The 17420-nt window shown below is 52.5% G+C and carries 21 protein-coding genes; 14 read left to right on the top strand and 7 right to left on the bottom strand.

Going from position 1 to position 17420, the window contains the following annotated elements; translation table 11 throughout:
* The first annotated feature begins 160 nt into the window (after positions 1-160).
* From ABYP33_RS03405 to ABYP33_RS03370, 8 genes are all read left to right on the top strand, one after another.
* Positions 161-448 (top strand): hypothetical protein, encoded by a 288-nt coding sequence (locus ABYP33_RS03405; RefSeq protein ID WP_373088418.1) that lies wholly within the window; start codon positions 161-163, stop codon positions 446-448.
* Between the two features lie 421 nt (positions 449-869).
* Positions 870-1055: a PLD nuclease N-terminal domain-containing protein gene (locus ABYP33_RS03400; RefSeq protein ID WP_373088416.1), complete on the top strand. Its 186-nt coding sequence runs from the start codon at positions 870-872 to the stop codon at positions 1053-1055.
* Positions 1056-1109: 54 nt separating this feature from the next.
* Positions 1110-2174 carry an AI-2E family transporter gene (locus tag ABYP33_RS03395; protein WP_373088456.1) on the top strand — a complete coding sequence of 355 codons (1065 nt, stop codon included), beginning with the start codon at positions 1110-1112 and terminating at the stop codon, positions 2172-2174.
* A complete protein-coding gene (locus ABYP33_RS03390) occupies positions 2167-3183 on the top strand; it encodes an amidoligase family protein (RefSeq protein ID WP_373088414.1) in 1017 nt (338 codons plus the stop codon). Before ABYP33_RS03395 ends, ABYP33_RS03390 begins: the two co-directional genes overlap by 8 nt.
* Positions 3180-3845, top strand: coding sequence for a gamma-glutamyl-gamma-aminobutyrate hydrolase family protein (locus ABYP33_RS03385; protein ID WP_373088412.1), 666 nt, complete (start codon positions 3180-3182; stop codon positions 3843-3845). The genes ABYP33_RS03390 and ABYP33_RS03385 overlap by 4 nt, the downstream gene beginning before the upstream one ends.
* A complete protein-coding gene (locus ABYP33_RS03380; protein WP_373088410.1) occupies positions 3842-4267 on the top strand; it encodes a YqaA family protein in 426 nt (141 codons plus the stop codon). The genes ABYP33_RS03385 and ABYP33_RS03380 overlap by 4 nt, the downstream gene beginning before the upstream one ends.
* 49 nt (positions 4268-4316) lie before the next feature.
* The gene (locus tag ABYP33_RS03375; RefSeq protein WP_373088407.1) at positions 4317-4853 is read left to right on the top strand and encodes a YaeQ family protein; all 537 of its coding nucleotides are present in this window, start codon (positions 4317-4319) and stop codon (positions 4851-4853) included.
* 109 nt (positions 4854-4962) lie between these two features.
* Positions 4963-5391 carry a DUF1499 domain-containing protein gene (locus tag ABYP33_RS03370; protein WP_373088405.1) on the top strand — a complete coding sequence of 143 codons (429 nt, stop codon included), beginning with the start codon at positions 4963-4965 and terminating at the stop codon, positions 5389-5391.
* On the opposite strand, the gene ABYP33_RS03365 is transcribed toward ABYP33_RS03370, so the two are convergent.
* A complete protein-coding gene (locus tag ABYP33_RS03365) occupies positions 5388-6395 on the bottom strand; it encodes an AraC family transcriptional regulator (protein WP_373088402.1) in 1008 nt (335 codons plus the stop codon). The two genes, ABYP33_RS03370 and ABYP33_RS03365, sit on opposite strands and share 4 nt — an antisense overlap.
* Before the next feature lie 166 nt (positions 6396-6561).
* Between ABYP33_RS03365 and ABYP33_RS03360 the strand changes: the two genes are divergently transcribed.
* Positions 6562-7452: a sterol desaturase family protein gene (locus ABYP33_RS03360; RefSeq protein ID WP_373088399.1), complete on the top strand. Its 891-nt coding sequence runs from the start codon at positions 6562-6564 to the stop codon at positions 7450-7452.
* Positions 7453-7472: 20 nt separating this feature from the next.
* On the opposite strand, the gene ABYP33_RS03355 is transcribed toward ABYP33_RS03360, so the two are convergent.
* Both ABYP33_RS03355 and ABYP33_RS03350 read right to left on the bottom strand, forming a co-directional pair.
* On the bottom strand, positions 7473-7829 hold the full coding sequence (locus ABYP33_RS03355) for a VOC family protein (RefSeq protein ID WP_373088396.1): 357 nt from the start codon (positions 7827-7829) through the stop codon (positions 7473-7475).
* A 102-nt stretch (positions 7830-7931) separates the two neighbouring features.
* On the bottom strand, positions 7932-8177 hold the full coding sequence (locus tag ABYP33_RS03350) for a hypothetical protein (RefSeq protein ID WP_373088394.1): 246 nt from the start codon (positions 8175-8177) through the stop codon (positions 7932-7934).
* A gap of 157 nt (positions 8178-8334) precedes the next feature.
* Here ABYP33_RS03350 and ABYP33_RS03345 point away from each other — a divergent pair, with 157 nt between their 5' ends.
* Together ABYP33_RS03345 and ABYP33_RS03340 are read left to right on the top strand one after the other, a co-directional pair.
* A complete protein-coding gene (locus ABYP33_RS03345) occupies positions 8335-8676 on the top strand; it encodes a hypothetical protein (protein ID WP_373088391.1) in 342 nt (113 codons plus the stop codon).
* Between the two features lie 118 nt (positions 8677-8794).
* Positions 8795-9220: an MAPEG family protein gene (locus ABYP33_RS03340; RefSeq protein ID WP_373088389.1), complete on the top strand. Its 426-nt coding sequence runs from the start codon at positions 8795-8797 to the stop codon at positions 9218-9220.
* Positions 9221-9326: 106 nt separating this feature from the next.
* Here ABYP33_RS03340 and ABYP33_RS03335 read toward each other — a convergent pair whose 3' ends face one another.
* Both ABYP33_RS03335 and ABYP33_RS03330 read right to left on the bottom strand, forming a co-directional pair.
* A complete protein-coding gene (locus tag ABYP33_RS03335; protein ID WP_373088387.1) occupies positions 9327-9515 on the bottom strand; it encodes a hypothetical protein in 189 nt (62 codons plus the stop codon).
* 158 nt (positions 9516-9673) lie between these two features.
* Entirely contained in the window at positions 9674-11281 is a 1608-nt protein-coding gene (locus ABYP33_RS03330; RefSeq protein WP_373088384.1) for a class I adenylate-forming enzyme family protein, read from the bottom strand.
* A gap of 224 nt (positions 11282-11505) precedes the next feature.
* Here ABYP33_RS03330 and dapE point away from each other — a divergent pair, with 224 nt between their 5' ends.
* Positions 11506-12642, top strand: coding sequence for a succinyl-diaminopimelate desuccinylase (dapE, locus tag ABYP33_RS03325; protein WP_373088382.1), 1137 nt, complete (start codon positions 11506-11508; stop codon positions 12640-12642).
* A gap of 256 nt (positions 12643-12898) precedes the next feature.
* On the opposite strand, the gene ABYP33_RS03320 is transcribed toward dapE, so the two are convergent.
* Positions 12899-13651 carry a class I SAM-dependent methyltransferase gene (locus tag ABYP33_RS03320; RefSeq protein WP_373088380.1) on the bottom strand — a complete coding sequence of 251 codons (753 nt, stop codon included), beginning with the start codon at positions 13649-13651 and terminating at the stop codon, positions 12899-12901.
* A complete protein-coding gene (gene nadA / locus ABYP33_RS03315) occupies positions 13648-14703 on the bottom strand; it encodes a quinolinate synthase NadA (RefSeq protein WP_373088377.1) in 1056 nt (351 codons plus the stop codon). Before nadA ends, ABYP33_RS03320 begins: the two co-directional genes overlap by 4 nt.
* A 342-nt stretch (positions 14704-15045) precedes the next feature.
* On the opposite strand from nadA, the gene ABYP33_RS03310 reads away from it, so the two are divergent.
* Both ABYP33_RS03310 and ABYP33_RS03305 read left to right on the top strand, forming a co-directional pair.
* Positions 15046-16173: a ferredoxin reductase gene (locus tag ABYP33_RS03310; protein WP_373088375.1), complete on the top strand. Its 1128-nt coding sequence runs from the start codon at positions 15046-15048 to the stop codon at positions 16171-16173.
* A 28-nt stretch (positions 16174-16201) separates the two neighbouring features.
* A complete protein-coding gene (locus ABYP33_RS03305; protein WP_373088372.1) occupies positions 16202-17350 on the top strand; it encodes a fatty acid desaturase in 1149 nt (382 codons plus the stop codon).
* Positions 17351-17420: the final 70 nt, after the last annotated feature.

Genomic DNA, 17420 nt, shown 5'->3' with positions numbered 1-17420 from the left:
ATCATTATTATTCAGTCGAAAAGCAACTTTTAACACAGCACATAAGTCGGCCATTGACTCCTTTCTTTACAAATGACTTGTTACCCGCAAGTATTGACACTCACAATGCCATTACAAGCATTCTAATATGAATAACCACCAATTGACGCCGGAATAGATAATGAAAAAATACAATAAATTAATAAGCCTGCTATTTCTTTTCGCACTTACTGGCTGCATGCCCTCGGGCCTGAGCAAACTGATTCTCGAAAAAGGCATGGCAGCGCGCATGTCGGCCAATACCCTCGCTGAACTCGACGACGGCCTGCATCTTGCGCTTTGCGGCGCACGCGGACCGATGCCATCGCCCAATGCGTCTGGCCCCTGCGTACTCGTTATTGCTGGCGAGCGTATGTTTGTTGTTGATGCGGGCACCGATGGCCTTAGAAACATTGCGCGCATGGGCTAGCCAATAAACCAGAGTGAAGCGGTGTTTCTCACTCACTGTCACTCTGATCACATCGACGACTTAAGTGAAATGGGTACGCTACACTGGGCGAGCGGCGCACCACGGGCTATAGGCAGGCAGCAGACATAATCTGTGTCGCTTAGCGGCGACTACACCCTCATAACATAGCGAGGGGAAAATCGGCCTCTCGCTATGGCAAATTTAAGCTCCTTTCTTCTGAACGCCGCTTTTTAGCAAAACTGCTCTACCTTATAGCGACAGTGTGATGCCCTCTTTTGCCAATGCAATTTGCCCTGCTCGCCGCAGTGTTGATTGGGAATCAGTGAACTCCTAGCGGCAAAATGACTCTAAACTGCCGATGTCACCACCGGCTTTTATTCATCACTCAACGCAAGTTTTTACGTTTTAAACGGGGAAAAACATGGAACTTCAGATTACGGGTGTATTCGGATTTCTTATTTTTATAGCCGATATTTGGGCCATTCTCAATATTGTGCAAAGCAAGGAAAGCTCCGCCACCAAGTTATTATGGATAGTCTTAATCCTATTTTTACCCGTGCTAGGCCTAGCCATTTGGTGGTTTGCCGGTCCCCGCGACCCACGCTAATTCCGCCCATAAATGCCTTCACCAACGCTAGGAAATAAACCTGCCGTGGAAACCATGCCTCAAAAATCGGCTAATTGGCCGCTTAAAATCATTGCTATTCTGGCCATCCTCTACACCCTACAGGTGGCGAGGGACGTCATGCTGCCAATTACCTTGGCGCTCATTTTCTCGCTGTTATTAAGCCCCGTCGTAAGTCGCTTGCAGGCCTTGCGCCTACCCCGCAGCCTCGCGGCGCTGCTGGTGATGGCCGTTTGCCTAGGCATAGCCGGTGCTGGTGTTTACGCCCTGGCCAAACCCGCCAGCCAGTGGCTACAGCGCGTACCGGAGGCGGTTGAAATAGTTCGCGAGCAACTCAGCAACGTCAATGCTGACAGCCCCGACGTTGACGCAGCCACCCGCAGCATCGACTCGCTCGCCAAAGAGCTCAGCACCACCTCCAGCAATCCCGGATTAACGAAGGTGGTGATTAGCGATGCGGGCTGGCGCTCGGAGCTGGGCGAAACCGCGAAGAATTTCGGGGTTTACGGTACGCTGAGTATTATTCTCTTATTCTTCCTGCTAACGTCTGGGGAAGCGCTAATGCGGCGCTTTATTCATAGCCTACCCGCCCAGCGCGACAAAGCCGTGGTCACCCGTATAGCCGAGCGCGCCCAAACTCAGATGTCCCGCTATTTAATGACCATTACCGCCGTCAATGTGTCAGTCGGCTTTATAACGGCACTTGCATTATATGTGTTAGATTTTCCCGACCCCGCGCTGTGGGGCGCAGTAGCGGCACTGTTGCGTTATATTCCCTACCTCGGGGTCAGTATGACCTTGATTCTATTGAGTATAGTAAGCGCGGTGAGCTACCCGACCGCCGCCGCCATGATCGTGGTGCCGGTGAGTTATGGGCTGTTTACCGCTGGCATAGGCCAGTTTGTCGACCCCTTCGTGCACGGCTTCCGCTTCAGCCTCAATCCGATTGTGGTGTTTCTGTGGATTTTTTTCTGGGGATGGCTGTGGGGGGCACCCGGCGTATTGCTCGCAGTGCCACTCCTCACGCTGTTCCAAGTGGTTTGTCAGCACACAGAGCGCCTGCTTCCCGTCGCCCATATTATAGGAAATACCGATGACTAAGCCCTTAGATGCCTATCGCAAGCAACTTTGGCCACTGCCGATACAATTGCATACCCATACCGGTGATGTGCGTCGCCTTGGGGTAGAAATTGAATTTACCGGCATGGAAATAGACGCTATTGTCGACAGCATTATTAATCAATACGGTGGCCGCGCCGAGCCCCTCTCTGACTACGAAATAAATGTTGTGGAGACGTCGCTGGGCCAATTTGGTGTTGAGTTAGATTTTTCATACATCAAGCGCATCAGCCGCGAGCGTCATGAATCTGCCGACAGCAACGACCTTGAAGAATTGGCCGAAGCCATTGTCGGCGCTATCGCCAAACAGTTGGTGCCCTTTGAAGTTGTTGCCCCCCCCATCGACATGACGGACTTATGGCAGCTAGAAGACCTTTTTCTGACGCTGCGTAATAGCGATGCCCAAGGCACCCACGCCTCGGCCAAAAACGCCTTTGGTCTGCAGCTCAACCCCGAGATGCCAGATTGTGAAGCCGCCACTATTCTCAATTACTTGCGCGCCTTTTTATGTCTGTACGAGTGGCTAAAAATGCGTTGCGATGTCGACTTCAGTCGCCGCCTAACCTCGTATGTCGACCCCTTCGGCAGAGACTATATACGCAAGATTCTCAAGCCCAGCTATGAACCCACTATCGAAGAGCTGATTGACGATTACTTGGAGTTTAATCCTACCCGCAACCGCGCCTTAGATATGCTGCCATTATTCGCCCATATCGACGAACCACGACTGCGCGCCAAAGTGGATGACGACCGAGTTAAAGCGCGGCCCACCCTACACTATCGCTTACCTAATAGCTTAATTGACGACCCGCAATGGGGTTTAATTCACCCCTACCGCGACTGGCTGCAAGTGGACAATTTGGCCATGGACAAAGCCCGCCTCGAAACAGTGTGTCGGGCGTATCGCAATTATTTAGATAACCCCACCGCCAATTTATTCACCAATTGGTCGCACAGCGTTAGCCAATGGTTGATACCGGAGCTGCTGTGAATCGACCATTAATTGGCGTTACCGGCGACGACACGCGCCTGCCGCTGGCCTGGTGGTTTATTCGCTTGGCGTTACAGCGCTGCGGCGCTGAGGCCTATCGCCTCACACCAAGCCACAGCGCCATCCCCGAAAATCTGGACGGTATTATTATCAGTGGCGGCGACGACATTGATCAGCGCCTCTATATGCCAGACGCGCCGGAAATTGCGCCGATCAACCGCGAGCGCGATCGCTTCGAAATGATTGCCTTGGAGCTTAGTCTGAGCCGAAATTTGCCGATACTCGGCATCTGTCGCGGCGCGCAATTAATGAACGTGGTACTCGGCGGCACCCTGCATATCGATTTGGGGGAGCTGCGCCGTCTAACCTCAAATAAACGTATGTTGCTACCGCGTAAAACCCTGCACATAGAAACCTATAGCAAGCTTTTCGATATTCTTGGCAAAGAGCAATGCAAAATAAATAGCCTGCACCATCAAGCCATTAAAGATCTTGGCGAGGGCTTGCAGATTGCAGGCCGTGATTCAGACTTTATCGTACAGGCCGTTGAAGACCCCGAAAACCGCTGCCGTATTGGTGTGCAATGGCACCCAGAATACCTGCCTTTTCAAGCACGGCAATTACATTTATTCCGGCATCTGGTTGCGAGTGCCCGCCTGTGATTTCCTCTTATCTACTCTTGTTTGCGGTTGCCTTTGGCGCCGCCACCCTGCTGCCCTTTTATTCTGAAATTTTATTGGTTAGCCAGTTGCGCGAAGGCCTGCACCCCGGATGGCTATGGCTGGCCGCTACCACCGGCAACACCTTGGGCGCTGGCGTGAATTGGTGGATGGGCGCAAAACTTGTGCAATACGCTGACCGGCGTTGGTTTCCGGCCCGTAAAGCCGACATCCAGCGCGCCCAAAACTGGTTTACCCGCTACGGTAAATGGACCTTACTCATGTCGTGGATGCCCATTGGCGGCGACGCCCTCACCGTTGTCGGCGGTATAATGAAGGTGCCCGCCCCGGCCTTTTTCATCTTAGTCGGCATCGGCAAAGGCGTGCGTTATGCCCTGGTAATTATTGGTTTGGCCGCCTTTTAAGCGCAAATAAGCGTAGAATAAGGCCTCCTGAAATACCGCGAGTTAGACCATGGCCTTAAATGCCACGCTGTTCAAAACCACCCTCGATGTCAGTGATATTCGTCGGCACTATTATCAAACCCATCAGTTTACGGTGGCACGCCACCCTTCAGAGACCGATGAACGCATGATGCTGCGAATCCTCGCCTTTGCGCTTTATGCCGATGAGCATCTCGAGTTTACCAAGGGCCTGAGCACTGACGACGAACCCGATTTATGGCTTAAGTCGCTCACCGGCGAAATAGACCTGTGGGTCGAACTCGGCCTCCCCAGCGAAAAACGCATGCGCAAGGCCCGAGGTATAGCCAAACAAGTTGTACTGTTAATTTACGGCGGCCGCACGGCGCAAATGTGGTGGGACGAACACGGCGCCAAAATTAGTCGTTACGGCAATGTTCGGGTCATTGAAGTGAACCCAGAAGACTCCGCCGTGCTCACCGCCATGGCTCAGCGCACCATGAAATTACAGTGCACAATCGACGAAGGCTCGGTGTGGTTTTCTGACGCCACCAGCAATGTTGACGTACAACTGATTAACCGCTGCTAGACAAAAAAGCGTGCGAATACCCAAACTCTAAAATGACGGTGTTTACGTAGAAACTGGGTATTCAATCATTTTTGTAAGGCTCTTTTAAAGAGCGCACAGGAGAGCGCATATGTTTCGTTTTTTAATCCTCATCGCCGTAAGCGCCCTAAGTGCCTGTAGCAATGCGCCGATGAAAAGCAAGGCCAGCACGCAATTTGCTCCCTGCCCCAGCGCCCCCCACTGCGTATCCAGCTTGGAAACCGGCAGTAAACACATTGCCGCCATTTCAGTGAATTCTGCTCAAGAATGGCAGCGGCTGCAAGCAACACTCTTAGCCATGCCCCGCACCGAGGCCATTGAGCGACAAGCCCAATACGTCCACGCGGTCAGCCACAGTGCAATTATGCGCTACAAAGATGATATTGAATTGCGCTATAGCCCGAAAGAAAATCGCGTCGATGTGCGCAGCGCATCACGCATTGGCTACTACGACTTTGAGGTTAATCGCAAACGCATTGAAGCACTGCGCGAGCAGTTTAATGCCACGACCGCCCCTTAAGGCGCGGTCTGCTGCTGATAACGCCGCGGAGACAAGCCAGTTTCCCGCTTAAATGCGCGGTTAAACGCGCTTTGTTCTGAATAGCCTAACAATAGTGCTATTTCACTTAAGGTAAGCCGCTTATCCCGCAAATACTCCTGTGCTAACTGAGTGCGGGTTTGCGCCAAGATCACCTTAAAGCTCAAACCCTGCTCGCTAAGGCGTCGAAACAAGGTACGCTCTGACATATTCAGAGTCGCGGCGACCTGCGCAGAATTAGCGCGACCACTTTGCATGGCCCTCAGCAGCGCTTTGCGCAGGCCTTGAATAAAGCCTTCGCTATCGGGCAGCACGGCGAGTGCCGCTTGCGCCTGACGTTCTAATAGTAGTTTCAAGCCGGGATCGCTATTGCTTACCGGCAAATCTAAATACGCCGTGGGAAATTCCAATGCCGTACAGCTTTGCCCAAAACCCACCGGCGCGCCAAAAACATCGATATAGGCTTGGCAATCGTCAGGCTGCGCAAAGGTAAAATTTACCGCCAAGGGACGCAGGTCGGGCCGGCCAGTCATTAACCGCAAAAAGCGCAGCAATCCGCCAACGAGCACCTCGTCCGACAAGCGGGTAGACGGCCCGTAATTTGCGCTCCAACTCAAGATCATGCGTTCACCCTGCAATTCAATACTGGCCTTGTCGCCGTCGTGCAGCAGGCCTTGATAGCGCTGAAACTCCAGTAGCGCTTCGGCCACCGTATCGCTGGCGAGGGTTAAATACCCCAACATGCCCAAATGGGCGGGCTGTACGCGCTGGCCTAAGTCCAAACCAATATGCCGACGGGGAAAACGCTGTTGCAGGCGGTCTAATAAAGCCCACCACTGGCCAAAGCTAATCCGACTACTGGGGCTAAAGCTTTGCAGCTGAGCATATAATTCGCAGTGAATATCACCTTCGCTACGCATAAAATCGCGAAGCAAACCGGCCAAATCGCCACTGACCTGCAATTCTGCTAGCTGTAATGCCGCCACGCGTTGTACTCCCAGTAATTGGCCTGAATAACGCATATCATCGGCACAATGGCAGGAAATGTCAAAAAGGTGCCTGGCTTAGTCAATTTATTTCCGTTAAGACCGCCTATTCTTAACACTCCAGCGATCATGTACCCTGCTGTTTGCTTATTAACGAGGCTTTCTCATGCAAGACGTTCTCCACGCCCTGTTTTTTGTCACGGCCTTTGGCGCACTCTTTCTCGCGATTATTGGCGCGGAATACCTCTATGTGCGTAAAACCGGCCAAACCGGGGTTTACCACCCCCGCGAGACGCTGGCCAACTTGACCGCAGGCCTGTCCTATAAGGTGGTCGACGGCATAGCCATTGCACTGTTCATTCAGGCTTTTTACCTAAGCGTTTACGAGTGGGGTTTGCAGTGGCAGCCCGAGGCGTCGGTATTGAGTATTGCGGCGCTCATTGTGTTTATCGATTTTTGCTTTTATGTAAATCACATCATGATGCACAAAGTGCGCTGGTTTTGGAGCGGCCATATAACCCACCACTCCTCAGAGCACATGAACTTTTCAACCGCACTGCGCCAAAACTTTACCTTTGCCCTCTCGGGCACCTGGGTATTGTGGTGGCTGCCCGCCGCCTTAGTCGGCTTTGATAAGGACTGGGTGCTATTGGCGATTGAAGGTAACTTACTCTATCAGTTCTTTTTGCACACCGAGCAAGTGGGTCGATTGGGCTTTGTCGAAAAAATCATGAACACCCCGTCCCACCACCGTGTTCACCACGGCAGTAACCCCCAGCAGATCGATCGCAACTTCGGTGGTATTTTTATCTTCTGGGATAAAATATTCAAGACCTTCCGCGACGAGGCCGATGCCGGCGTAATCAAATACGGTGTCACGCACATGCCAGCTAAGCCTTACAACCCTTGGTATTTACAAACTCACGGCTGGGTGGAATTGGCGCAGGATGTGTGGCGTTACAAAGATTTACGGATTTTGTACAAGCACCCTGAATGGGTCGACGAAGTCTATGCGAACAAGGCAGTCAAAACGGAGTGGGTGGGCGAAAAGGCCTGAACACCTCAGGCCATCATAAACTAGGCAGGCTCGGACCACACCGCAAACTCATTGCCACTGGGCTCAGCAAAATGAAAGCGGCGACCGCCGGGAAAGTCGTAAATTTCTTTTAGAATAATCCCGCCGGCCCGCACCACCTCGTTGCGGGTCTCTTCTAGGCTCGCACTGTAAAATACCAGCAAGGCACTGCCGCTTTCCACTTTGCCACTGAGTGGCGCGCGGTAAAAGCCACCATCTAAGCCCTCACCGGCAAACGCGGTATAATCTGCACCGTAGTCGGTAAAAGACCAGCCAAAGGCCTTGCTAAAAAAGGCTTTGGTGGCCTCAATATCCGCCGCCGCGAGTTCGACATAATTGAGTTTGCCGTGAATATTCATATACCACCTCGTTTAATCGGCTGCTTGCACCTAGGCGCTTAGTGCAATATTTCGATAATTTCTAAGGTAGCCGCGAGCAAGCGCAGGCGCCGATCTTCGATTTCAACGGTAACCATAGCCGTAGTTATCGATTGGCTCAATGATATGGCCATGACTGTATATATCGCGATCCAAATGGTGACCCACCGCCAACTTCTTTTGCCAACCTGGCGGCAGAGAACGGCCCTCCGCGACCTTTTTCTGCAAGCCCGGTGGCAATGACTTACCCTCTTGTTTGGCCACGGCTGGCGTTGTCGCCAGCAGCAAACCAGACGCCATAATAATGCCTAACATCGCTGTTATTTTCATGATGACCCAACCTCATTGAACGTCGAAAAAATCGCTACCACAGCTCAGACCACCAATAGTGAACTAAGTGCTATTACGGTCTGCCTTTGAAATTTTAGCTCGCCACCGGCATTTCCCCTATACTGAGTGGCCATCCTCGCCAAGATTAAGCTGAACTATGCGTAAAAAAGACAAGAAAGCTGAAAACGACATCATTGAGGTATTAACCCAAGCCTGTGATGAAGCCTTAAGCACCATTGCCGATTTCCGCTGGCTCAGCCATGAATTGGACTATAGTAACATCCAGCAAAGCTTGACGGTGCGCTGTGTGTTTGATGCCAATGCGGACCTGAAGACGCTAAGCAGCAGCCCCGAGGGCTTAGCCTTAAAACAGTTGATTCGCGACAAACTTCGCAGCGCCGGCTATTTGCCTAGCAATAATATGAATTGGATCGAATTTGAACTTGCTAGCCCCAAGGGCAAGCGCAAGGGCACGGCTAGCGAGCGCAAAGTTCACTAAGCAAGCCCTCGCAAGCTTAGTAGATTCATACTACTTCCCGCGATATTGTTATTGACCTGTAACTCAGGCGACAATACCGCTTACCTATACTCGTGTCTTTAATAAGAAGGAAATCACTATGTTTGAACCCTCGGCAATTCTCGCGCCCATTATGGTGTTGGTCATGTGGAGCTTTGTCATGATGACTTGGATGGCGGTGACCCGTCTACCCGCAATCCCAAAGCTTAAACTCGGTCGTGATGCTGGCCAGCGCACCAGTGATTTGGGCAAACAAATGCCACCCCATATTCAGTGGAAGGCCGACAACTACAACCACCTAATGGAACAGCCGACCATTTTCTATGCAACCGCCATCGTCTTGGCGCTGCTTGGCGCCGGAGAAGGTTTTAACCTAATGCTGGCGTGGTTTTATGTTGGCGGTCGTATTGTGCACAGTCTAGTGCATGCAACCAGCAACGTGGTTATGGTGCGTTTCAGCCTGTTTTTCTTAACGTCACTCGCGCTAATCATTATGGCGGCCAGAGCTTGCTTGCTCATCTTTTAAGGCACTATTACTAAGCCTTAAAGTACAGAGACAGCAATAGGCGCTGGCTAAGCCCACCGAGCGGCGGGACTTAGCAGCGCTTTTTTATTATTCAATCTATTGAGTGTTATACCGCTTCGGTAATTAATGCGTTACTGATGCGAACCGCACGATGGGGCTGAAACTGAGGCCCGTGTAACTGTTCTATTTTCCCGCCGTCGTTTAAAAACTCATCGACCTGCCGAGATATCTCCGCTCTCAAGCTTTGCTGATAATGATTAGAATGGGTGCCGTGTTGCTTTATATAACGATCCATACCTCAACCCCTTAACAATTATGCCTACAAGCCACCTGCTCAGCGGCAAAGAGAATGCTATAGAGAGGAAATGACATTTTAGGGATGGTTTTATGACAGTTTTAAAAAAATAAAAGCCGCAATGCGACCTTTATTAGCAGAATAACGTAAGCCTAAGACTATACTGCAGGCATGTCGTCAGCCATTTCCCGCAAGAGGTTTTTAGCCACTTTATCTAAGGTTGCACGGGGAAATTCATCAACAATATACACCGCGCGCGGCACTTTAAAATCGGCCAAATTCGCCTTGCAGTGGTCGATAATGGTTTGTGCGAACATCGCATTATCCTCTGGCGCACCCCAACCTTTAATCACAAACGCCACTGGCACCATGTCTAACATGTCGTGGGCTTTGGCAACAACGGCAACTTCGCCAATACCACCACCAGGCACTTGCATACACACTTCTTCGACCTGACGAGCAGAGACATTTTCGCCCCCCACTTTTAAAGCGTCTTTATCGCGGTCGCTGAAATAGAAGTTACCCTCGTCGCCGACATGCACCATATCGCCGGTTTTAAACCAACCGTTAGGTGTAAAGGCTTTGGCCATGGCCTCGGGGTTTTTATAGTATTCCAAAAACAAGTTCACACCCCGTGTACCCTGCACCCACAGCTCGCCGATTTCGCCTTTTTTACAGGTCGCGCCAGTCTCTGGATTCACGACCGCAAGATGATAGCCCGGTGTCGGCTTACCAATAGAACCTTGCGGCCAGTCACTGACAAAATCAGACCGCGTTGCGTGGGTAACGGTTTCAGTCATACCCCAGCTGGCAAATGACTTGGCCTTAAGCCAGCCTTCAATGTCTTTCCAGATAATGCCCATTGGCATGACCTTTAAGCTGTGTTGTTCCGGCACCGCTTCCATCCCTATCGCCTTAAAGACAAAGGGAATCATAGAGCAGTGAGAAACTTGATACTTGTCAATCACTGCCCAAAATCGGCTGGCAGAAAACTTGGGCATTAACACTGCGGTGGCACCCACCCCGAGCGAACCCCAAAATGCCCAGCTTTGGCAGTTAACATGAAAGAACGGTAAAAAACCGAGGTAGACGCTGTCGCCATTCATTCCCATGCTGCTGGAACCCATGGTGCCCGACCACAGCGCATTGGCGTGGGTATGCACCACCGCCTTAGGTAGCGAGGTCGTTCCCGACGTAAACATAATGCCGGCAGGTAACATCGGTTCTGCAGCACGTGTCGGCAGGCTTGCCGCATCGCCATACAGACTGGCGAATTTATCGCCGCCACTAGGCGCGTCCGCCGCCTCGCCAGAATTATCGTCGGTAACCACAATCCACTTCAGCTCTTTGGCGTGGGCCTTGATTTCGTCGTAAAACTTGGGCTGCGTAATTGCACCCACCGCTTCGGTGTGGCCTGCAAAGTAGGTGATTTCGCCACCCACCGAGCGGGTATTGGTGGTCACGCCAACAGCCCCAATTTTGGCACAGGCATACCATGCCAAAACCATTTCTGGGCAATTCTCCGCGTGAATCATGATTTTGTCGTGCTTGCGTACGCCCTTGGCATACAAGCCCGCCGCAATGCGGCTTGTCTCAGCATCAAAGGCGCTATAGGTCCAACGCTTGTCCTCGCCGGAACGCGGTTCCCAAATCATAAACGGATGATCCGACTTAACTCGCGCCCAGTGACGCAGCCGCTGGGGAATATCCTGATCGGCAAAGTCAAATTCGGCGGCGCCAACCGCAATATCCAAATCCATGCTCATAAGCCTTCCTCTGTTATTTGTATGCACTGACTAAACTGCAGCCGCGTGGCGTAAGCGCGACCAGATAAGCCATCTTAACCAAGCCAGAAAATGGGCTCTATGACATTTCCACTCAATTCCCCCGCCAGTGAGTGATTCGGTCAGTCAGCAAAGTTCTGTTAGAATACGCCGCTTACATCTGCGCCCGCCGCAACACCTATTTACGCTACAGAAGTCGACACCCTATGACAGCGCTCTCCCCCACCTTGCAACTGGCCTGCGAACTCATTGAACGCCCCTCGGTAACGCCTGCCGACGCCGACTGCCAAACCATTATGATGGCCCGCCTAAGCGCGATTGGCTTTGAGTGCCAGTCGCTGCGCTTTGGCGATGTTGACAATTTTTGGGCAGTGCACGGCACTAGCGGGCCAATATTCTGTTTTGCAGGTCATACCGACGTGGTGCCCACCGGCCCAGCGGCAAATTGGCAAACCCAGCCCTTTGAAGCCGTTATTCAAGATGGCATGCTGCGGGGCCGTGGGGCCGCCGACATGAAGGGCAGTCTCGCGGCGATGATTACCGCCTGTGAGAACTTTGTTGCCGCCCACCCAGACCACAGCGGTCGCATCGCCTTTTTAATCACCAGCGACGAAGAAGGCCCCGCAGTCAACGGCACCGTAAAGGTGGTTGAGTGGCTAGAACAACAAAATGAAAAAATCACCTGGTGCTTGGTGGGCGAGCCCTCCTCAACCGACCACGTTGGCGATGTCATTAAAAACGGTCGTCGCGGTTCATTAGGCGCAGTGATGACGGTAAAAGGTATTCAAGGCCATGTTGCCTACCCGCATTTGGCAAACAACCCCATTCACCAAGCTGCCCCTGCGCTGGCCTCCTTGGCCGCGGAGCAGTGGGACGAGGGCAATGACTTCTTCCCCGCCACTTCTTTTCAAATTTCCAATATCAATGGCGGCACCGGTGCCACCAATGTGATTCCCGGCGAGCTGGAAGTGATTTTTAACTTCCGTTTTTCGACCGAACTCACCGCTGAGATATTAAAAGACCGCACCCACGCCATACTCGACAGCCACGGGGCGGATTACCACATTGACTGGAATTTGAGCGGCCAACCCTTCCTCACCTCAGAAGGCCCCCTGGTGGAGGCGGCACAACACGCCATTAAAGCAGTGACGGGTAAAGACACCATTCTATCCACCGCTGGCGGCACCTCCGATGGGCGTTTTATCGCCCCCACTGGCGCGCAGGTAGTTGAACTCGGCCCCGTAAATGCCACCATCCATAAAGTGGATGAATGCGTTAAGGCCGAAGACTTAGATAAATTGTCACTGATGTATGAGGGAATGCTGCGGGAATTGCTGCCGTAAAGCGCCACCCTTTGTAAGAAGGGGCAGCATACAAGAAGGTTCGCCTTGCTGACCTGGATACCTGCCTACGCAGCTATGACGATAACCCCGCTGACCGGTCGTACATAAAACGCAGCTAACAAGGGTCGTCACTCCTGCGCAGGCAGGAGTCCATACCCGCTTCGGAGCATCAGAAAAGGCACTCGCTACTCACCGTTGCGAACGCAATGGCCTAGCTTTTGCGCTCACCGTCTCCCGTCAAGCATTCCGCCTTCACTTACTTCGCAAACGCCCTTAGCGGATAAATATCGAAACGCACCGCTTTGCCCGACACCGAGAGCTGAGGCTTTCGCTCGGCTAAATACGGCGCCTTGGGTGGGCGCTTAACAACAACTCGATGTCGCGCTCTTTGCAGTGCAATATCCAGCAAGGCAGCGCTGTCTTCATCTAAACCCACCAGCGAGTGGAAAAGACGCATTTCTTTTTTTACCAATGCTGATTTGCCGGACACTGGGAACATGGGATCGAGGTAGACCACGTCCGGGCAATCCATCGCACTAAGCCGTTCCAGATAGTCTGCGGCGCCGCACTTTACTAAGCTCATTCTGGCCGCGATATCCATGGTGTCGATACTGATATTGGCGCGCATTAAGCCGTCTTCTAGTAGTGCGGCAACCACTGGCATGCGCTCGCACATGGTCACAGTGCAGCCGTTAGTGGCCATCACAAAGCTGTCGCGGCCGAGACCGGCAGTCGCGTCAACTACCGTTGGGCGCTTGCCACCTAGGGCTTTGATTAATAATTCTTTGCCGGGGTGGCGGTGCTGCAGAGCGTGAACAAAATCCACGGCAACGGGGTTCTCGCGCTGCGCAGGCGCTAAGCCAATGCCGAGACGACCTTGTTCAAAAAAGACATAAAGTTGTTCTGGGTTTGGCAGCCATTTTTTTACAAGGTCCAAACCCAAGCGCGCCGCCATGGCATCGCAGGCGGCGCTGGTTTTATAAAATACCGGTGCCGGTGAGCTACTCAAGACTTGGACTTGGGCTTGGCCGCGGTAAAGTCCAGCATCCGGGTGAGCGGCTTCATGGCTTGCACCCCGAGAGCGGGGTCGACATGTACTTCGTTGCCGCCGTGCTCTAAAACGTGAGCAAGATTATCTAAGGCGTTCATGGCCATCCACGGGCAATTCGCACAGCTGCGGCACGTGGCGCCACTGCCAGCGGTTGGCGCGATGATGAACTCTTTATCTGGCACCAACTGTTGCAGCTTGTAGAAAATACCTTGGTCAGTGGCGATGATCATTTGCTTATTTGGTAGGTCACGCGCCGCGTTAATGATTTGGGTGGTTGAACCAACCATGTCCGCAATTGCCACGACGCTCGCGGGCGATTCGGGATGCACCAGTACCGCGGCGTCAGGGTAGACCTTTTTAAGATCGAGAATACCTTGAGCTTTAAACTCTTCGTGAACAATACAGGCGCCATCCCACAGCAATACATCTGCACCGGTTTCGCGGCGGACATAATCGCCGAGGTGCTTATCTGGCGCCCACAGAATTTTTTGGCCTTCGCTGTCGAGGTGGTCTACAACGTCTAGCGCAATACTTGAAGTCACGACCCAGTCGGCTCGCGCCTTTACCGCAGCAGACGTATTCGCATACACCACCACGGTGCGATCAGGATGCTGGTCGCAGAATGCCGAAAACTCTTCAATAGGGCAGCCGATGTCTAAAGAGCAGGTTGCCTCCAAGGTCGGCATAAACACCTGTTTCTCTGGCGACAAAATTTTTGCGGTTTCGCCCATAAACTTCACCCCCGCCACGACCAAGGTCGACGCGGGGTGGTCACGGCCAAAACGGGCCATTTCCAGCGAGTCAGAAACGCAACCGCCAGTTTCTTCGGCCAAGGCCTGAATTTCTGGGTCGGTGTAGTAATGGGCAACCAGCACCGCATTGCGCTCTTTCAATAAGCGCTTAATTTTGTCTCGCAGCGTCGCGCGCTCGGCGGCGGGCACCTGTGGCTGCTCGTGGAGCTTGGCCAAATGATCGCGAACCACCTGCTGGGCTGATGCTTGTTCCGTCATATTCAATCTCGTTCTAGGCGGATACCGGGGGGCGAAGTTTAACAGAATAGTTATTGGCAATCCCAGCCGCACGCGTTGATGACAAGCAACGTGTTGCGATTATGGCTGCATGGCTATTGGTAAAAATTCACCATATCAAAAACTTTGCAGATGTAAACATAAGTAAAACCAGCTAACAAGCCAATAATTTCAACAACTTAGAAATAAATCCGCTAACAAGGCGAATCGAAATACATGTTAATTATTTGTGAACACATGTTGACTTAAGGCTTTTGCGCGCATAAAGTGCACAAATGTTCACAAACACCTTTAGCCATCACTATTTACCACAAGGAGAAAGCAATGAAGCTCAGCACAAATCCATCGCGTAGTACCTGGCGTCGAATTGCCGACTCGCGGCTAATTAATGCCCTCGCAGCCCCCAACGGAATGGGCCGCTACTTAGAAGTGCTAAATCCGATGTGGTCGCTGGATCAGCATCGAATTCCGGCCTATATCACGGCAATTCACCGGGAAACCGACGAGTCGGTAACCTTGATGTTAGCGCCGAATGGCGAGTGGCCCGGCTTTCGCCCCGGTCAGTTTTGCCAGGTGTATATTGAAATTGATGGTCGCCTACACAGCCGCAGTTATTCCTTAAACCGTCGCGCTGGACGCATTGCCATTACCGTAAAGGCGCAGGCAGACGGCCTCGTTTCCACGCACATTAATCGTCAGCTGAAGGTTGGCGATTTAATTCGTCTTTCACCACCAATGGGCGAATTTGTGCTGCCGCCACAATTGCCCGGCGCACTGCTGATGGTCGCTGCGGGAAGCGGCATCACACCCATCATGGCCATGCTGGAAGCCGCCTTAAAACAAGGCTACAAGGGTGGTATTACCCTGTTGTATTACAACCGTGATGAAACGAATACCCTATTCCATTCACGCTTACAGGCACTTGCGAGTACCCACGCCAACTTCTCGCTATTACCAGTGTTCAGCGACGGCACTGGTGAATTGAGCGGGCATTTTAGCCAACGGCATTTACTCGCCGCGCTGAGCTTTCAAAATACCCTTAGCGACCACACCGGTGCGCTGAGCTTGCCCGAGTGTTTTGTGTGCGGCCCCGAAACCTTAATTCAGACCGTGAGCGAGGAGTACCAGCTGCTCGGACACGGCGAGAAATTTCACGCCGAGCGTTTTAAAGCGGTCGCCAGTGTCTCCGGCAATACCGAGGTCGTTGGCACACTGGCCTTTACACATAGCCACTGTGAAGTCAGCAGCGACAGCCGAAATCTGCTGGAGCAAGCTGAAGCCGCCGGTCTGCAGCCTCAAGCAGGCTGCCGCATGGGTATATGCCATAGCTGTAGCTGCCTCAAAACCGAAGGCAGTGTGCGCAATATGAACAGCGGTGAAATCAGTCACGGTGAAGAATATATTCGCCTGTGTATTTCCCAGCCACTTGGCGATGTCAGCCTCGCCCTTTAGCGATCGACATTACTGGAGAAGCAATAAAATGAATACCAACACCACCGCGATGAACCCAGCGCAACTCGACGCTTTCGGCGCTGACATCGAAGCAGTAAAGCAGCGCGCCCTCGCCGATCGCGGCGAGCGGGACGCCCGCTACATCAAAAAACTGGTTAAGATTCACCACCTGCTCACCATTGGCGCGCGCCTGAGTATTTTTGCGTCGCTGTTATTTTTACCCGCCTCACTCTTCGGATTCAGCATAGCGGTAAGCATTGCCAGCTGGCCGCTATTTTGGCTGCTATTCAGTGCTGGCAGTATTGGCCTGGGTATCGCCAAAATTCTCGACAATATGGAGATTGGCCACAATATTATTCACGGCCAATACGACTGGATGGGCGACCCGCGCTTCCATTCCCGCCATTACGATTGGGACACAAACTGCCCCGGCGACCAATGGGCTCACTCCCACAATTACGAGCACCACACCTACACCAATATTCTCGATAAAGACCGCGATATCGGCTATGGCATATTGCGTATGGACCCCGCGCAAAAATGGCACCCCGCCTATCTCGCCAACCCAATATTTGCTACCCTGCTCATGCTGTTTTTCGATATGGGCGTCGCCCTGCACGGTGTCGAGATCGACAGTCTTCGTTCCGGTCGAAAAACCTTTAAAGACGTTTGGCCAGAGCTTAAATTGTCACTACGTAAAACCGCACAAATCTGGGGTAAGGACTTTATCCTTTACCCACTCCTCGCTGGCCCCTTATTTCCGGTCGTTCTCGCCGCCAATGTCAGCGCCAGCGTCATTCGGAATATATGGAGTTTTTCGATTATATTTTGCGGACATTTCCCCGATGGCGTACACAGTTTTACTGAAGCGTCCTGCGAAAACGAAAGCCGTGGCCGCTGGTATTACCGCCAACTGCTTGGCTCTGCCAACCTTACTGGCGGCGCGCTGTTCCATGTAATGAGTGGCAACCTCTCTCACCAAATTGAGCACCACCTGTTTCCCGATGTGCCCGCCCACCGCTACGCTGAAATGTCGGTTGAGGTTCGCCAAATCTGTGAGAAATACGGCCTGCCCTACAATACCGGGCCGCTGTACAGCCAGTACGCCACGGTGTGGGTAAAAATATTCAAGCTAGCACTACCACCCCGCAACCCCGCCGCTCCACAGGCCGCTTAATCGACGGGGCGCAGCACAAGTCGTAGCCTCGATCGGCTGGGGCTTGTACACTTAGCGGCATTGCCCGAGC

This window comes from Zhongshania sp. (assembly GCF_041584495.1).
Classification (GTDB): Bacteria; Pseudomonadota; Gammaproteobacteria; order Pseudomonadales; family Spongiibacteraceae; genus Spongiibacter.
Note: the sequence above shows the minus strand (reverse complement) of the source record. Positions and strands in the feature narration are given on the sequence as shown.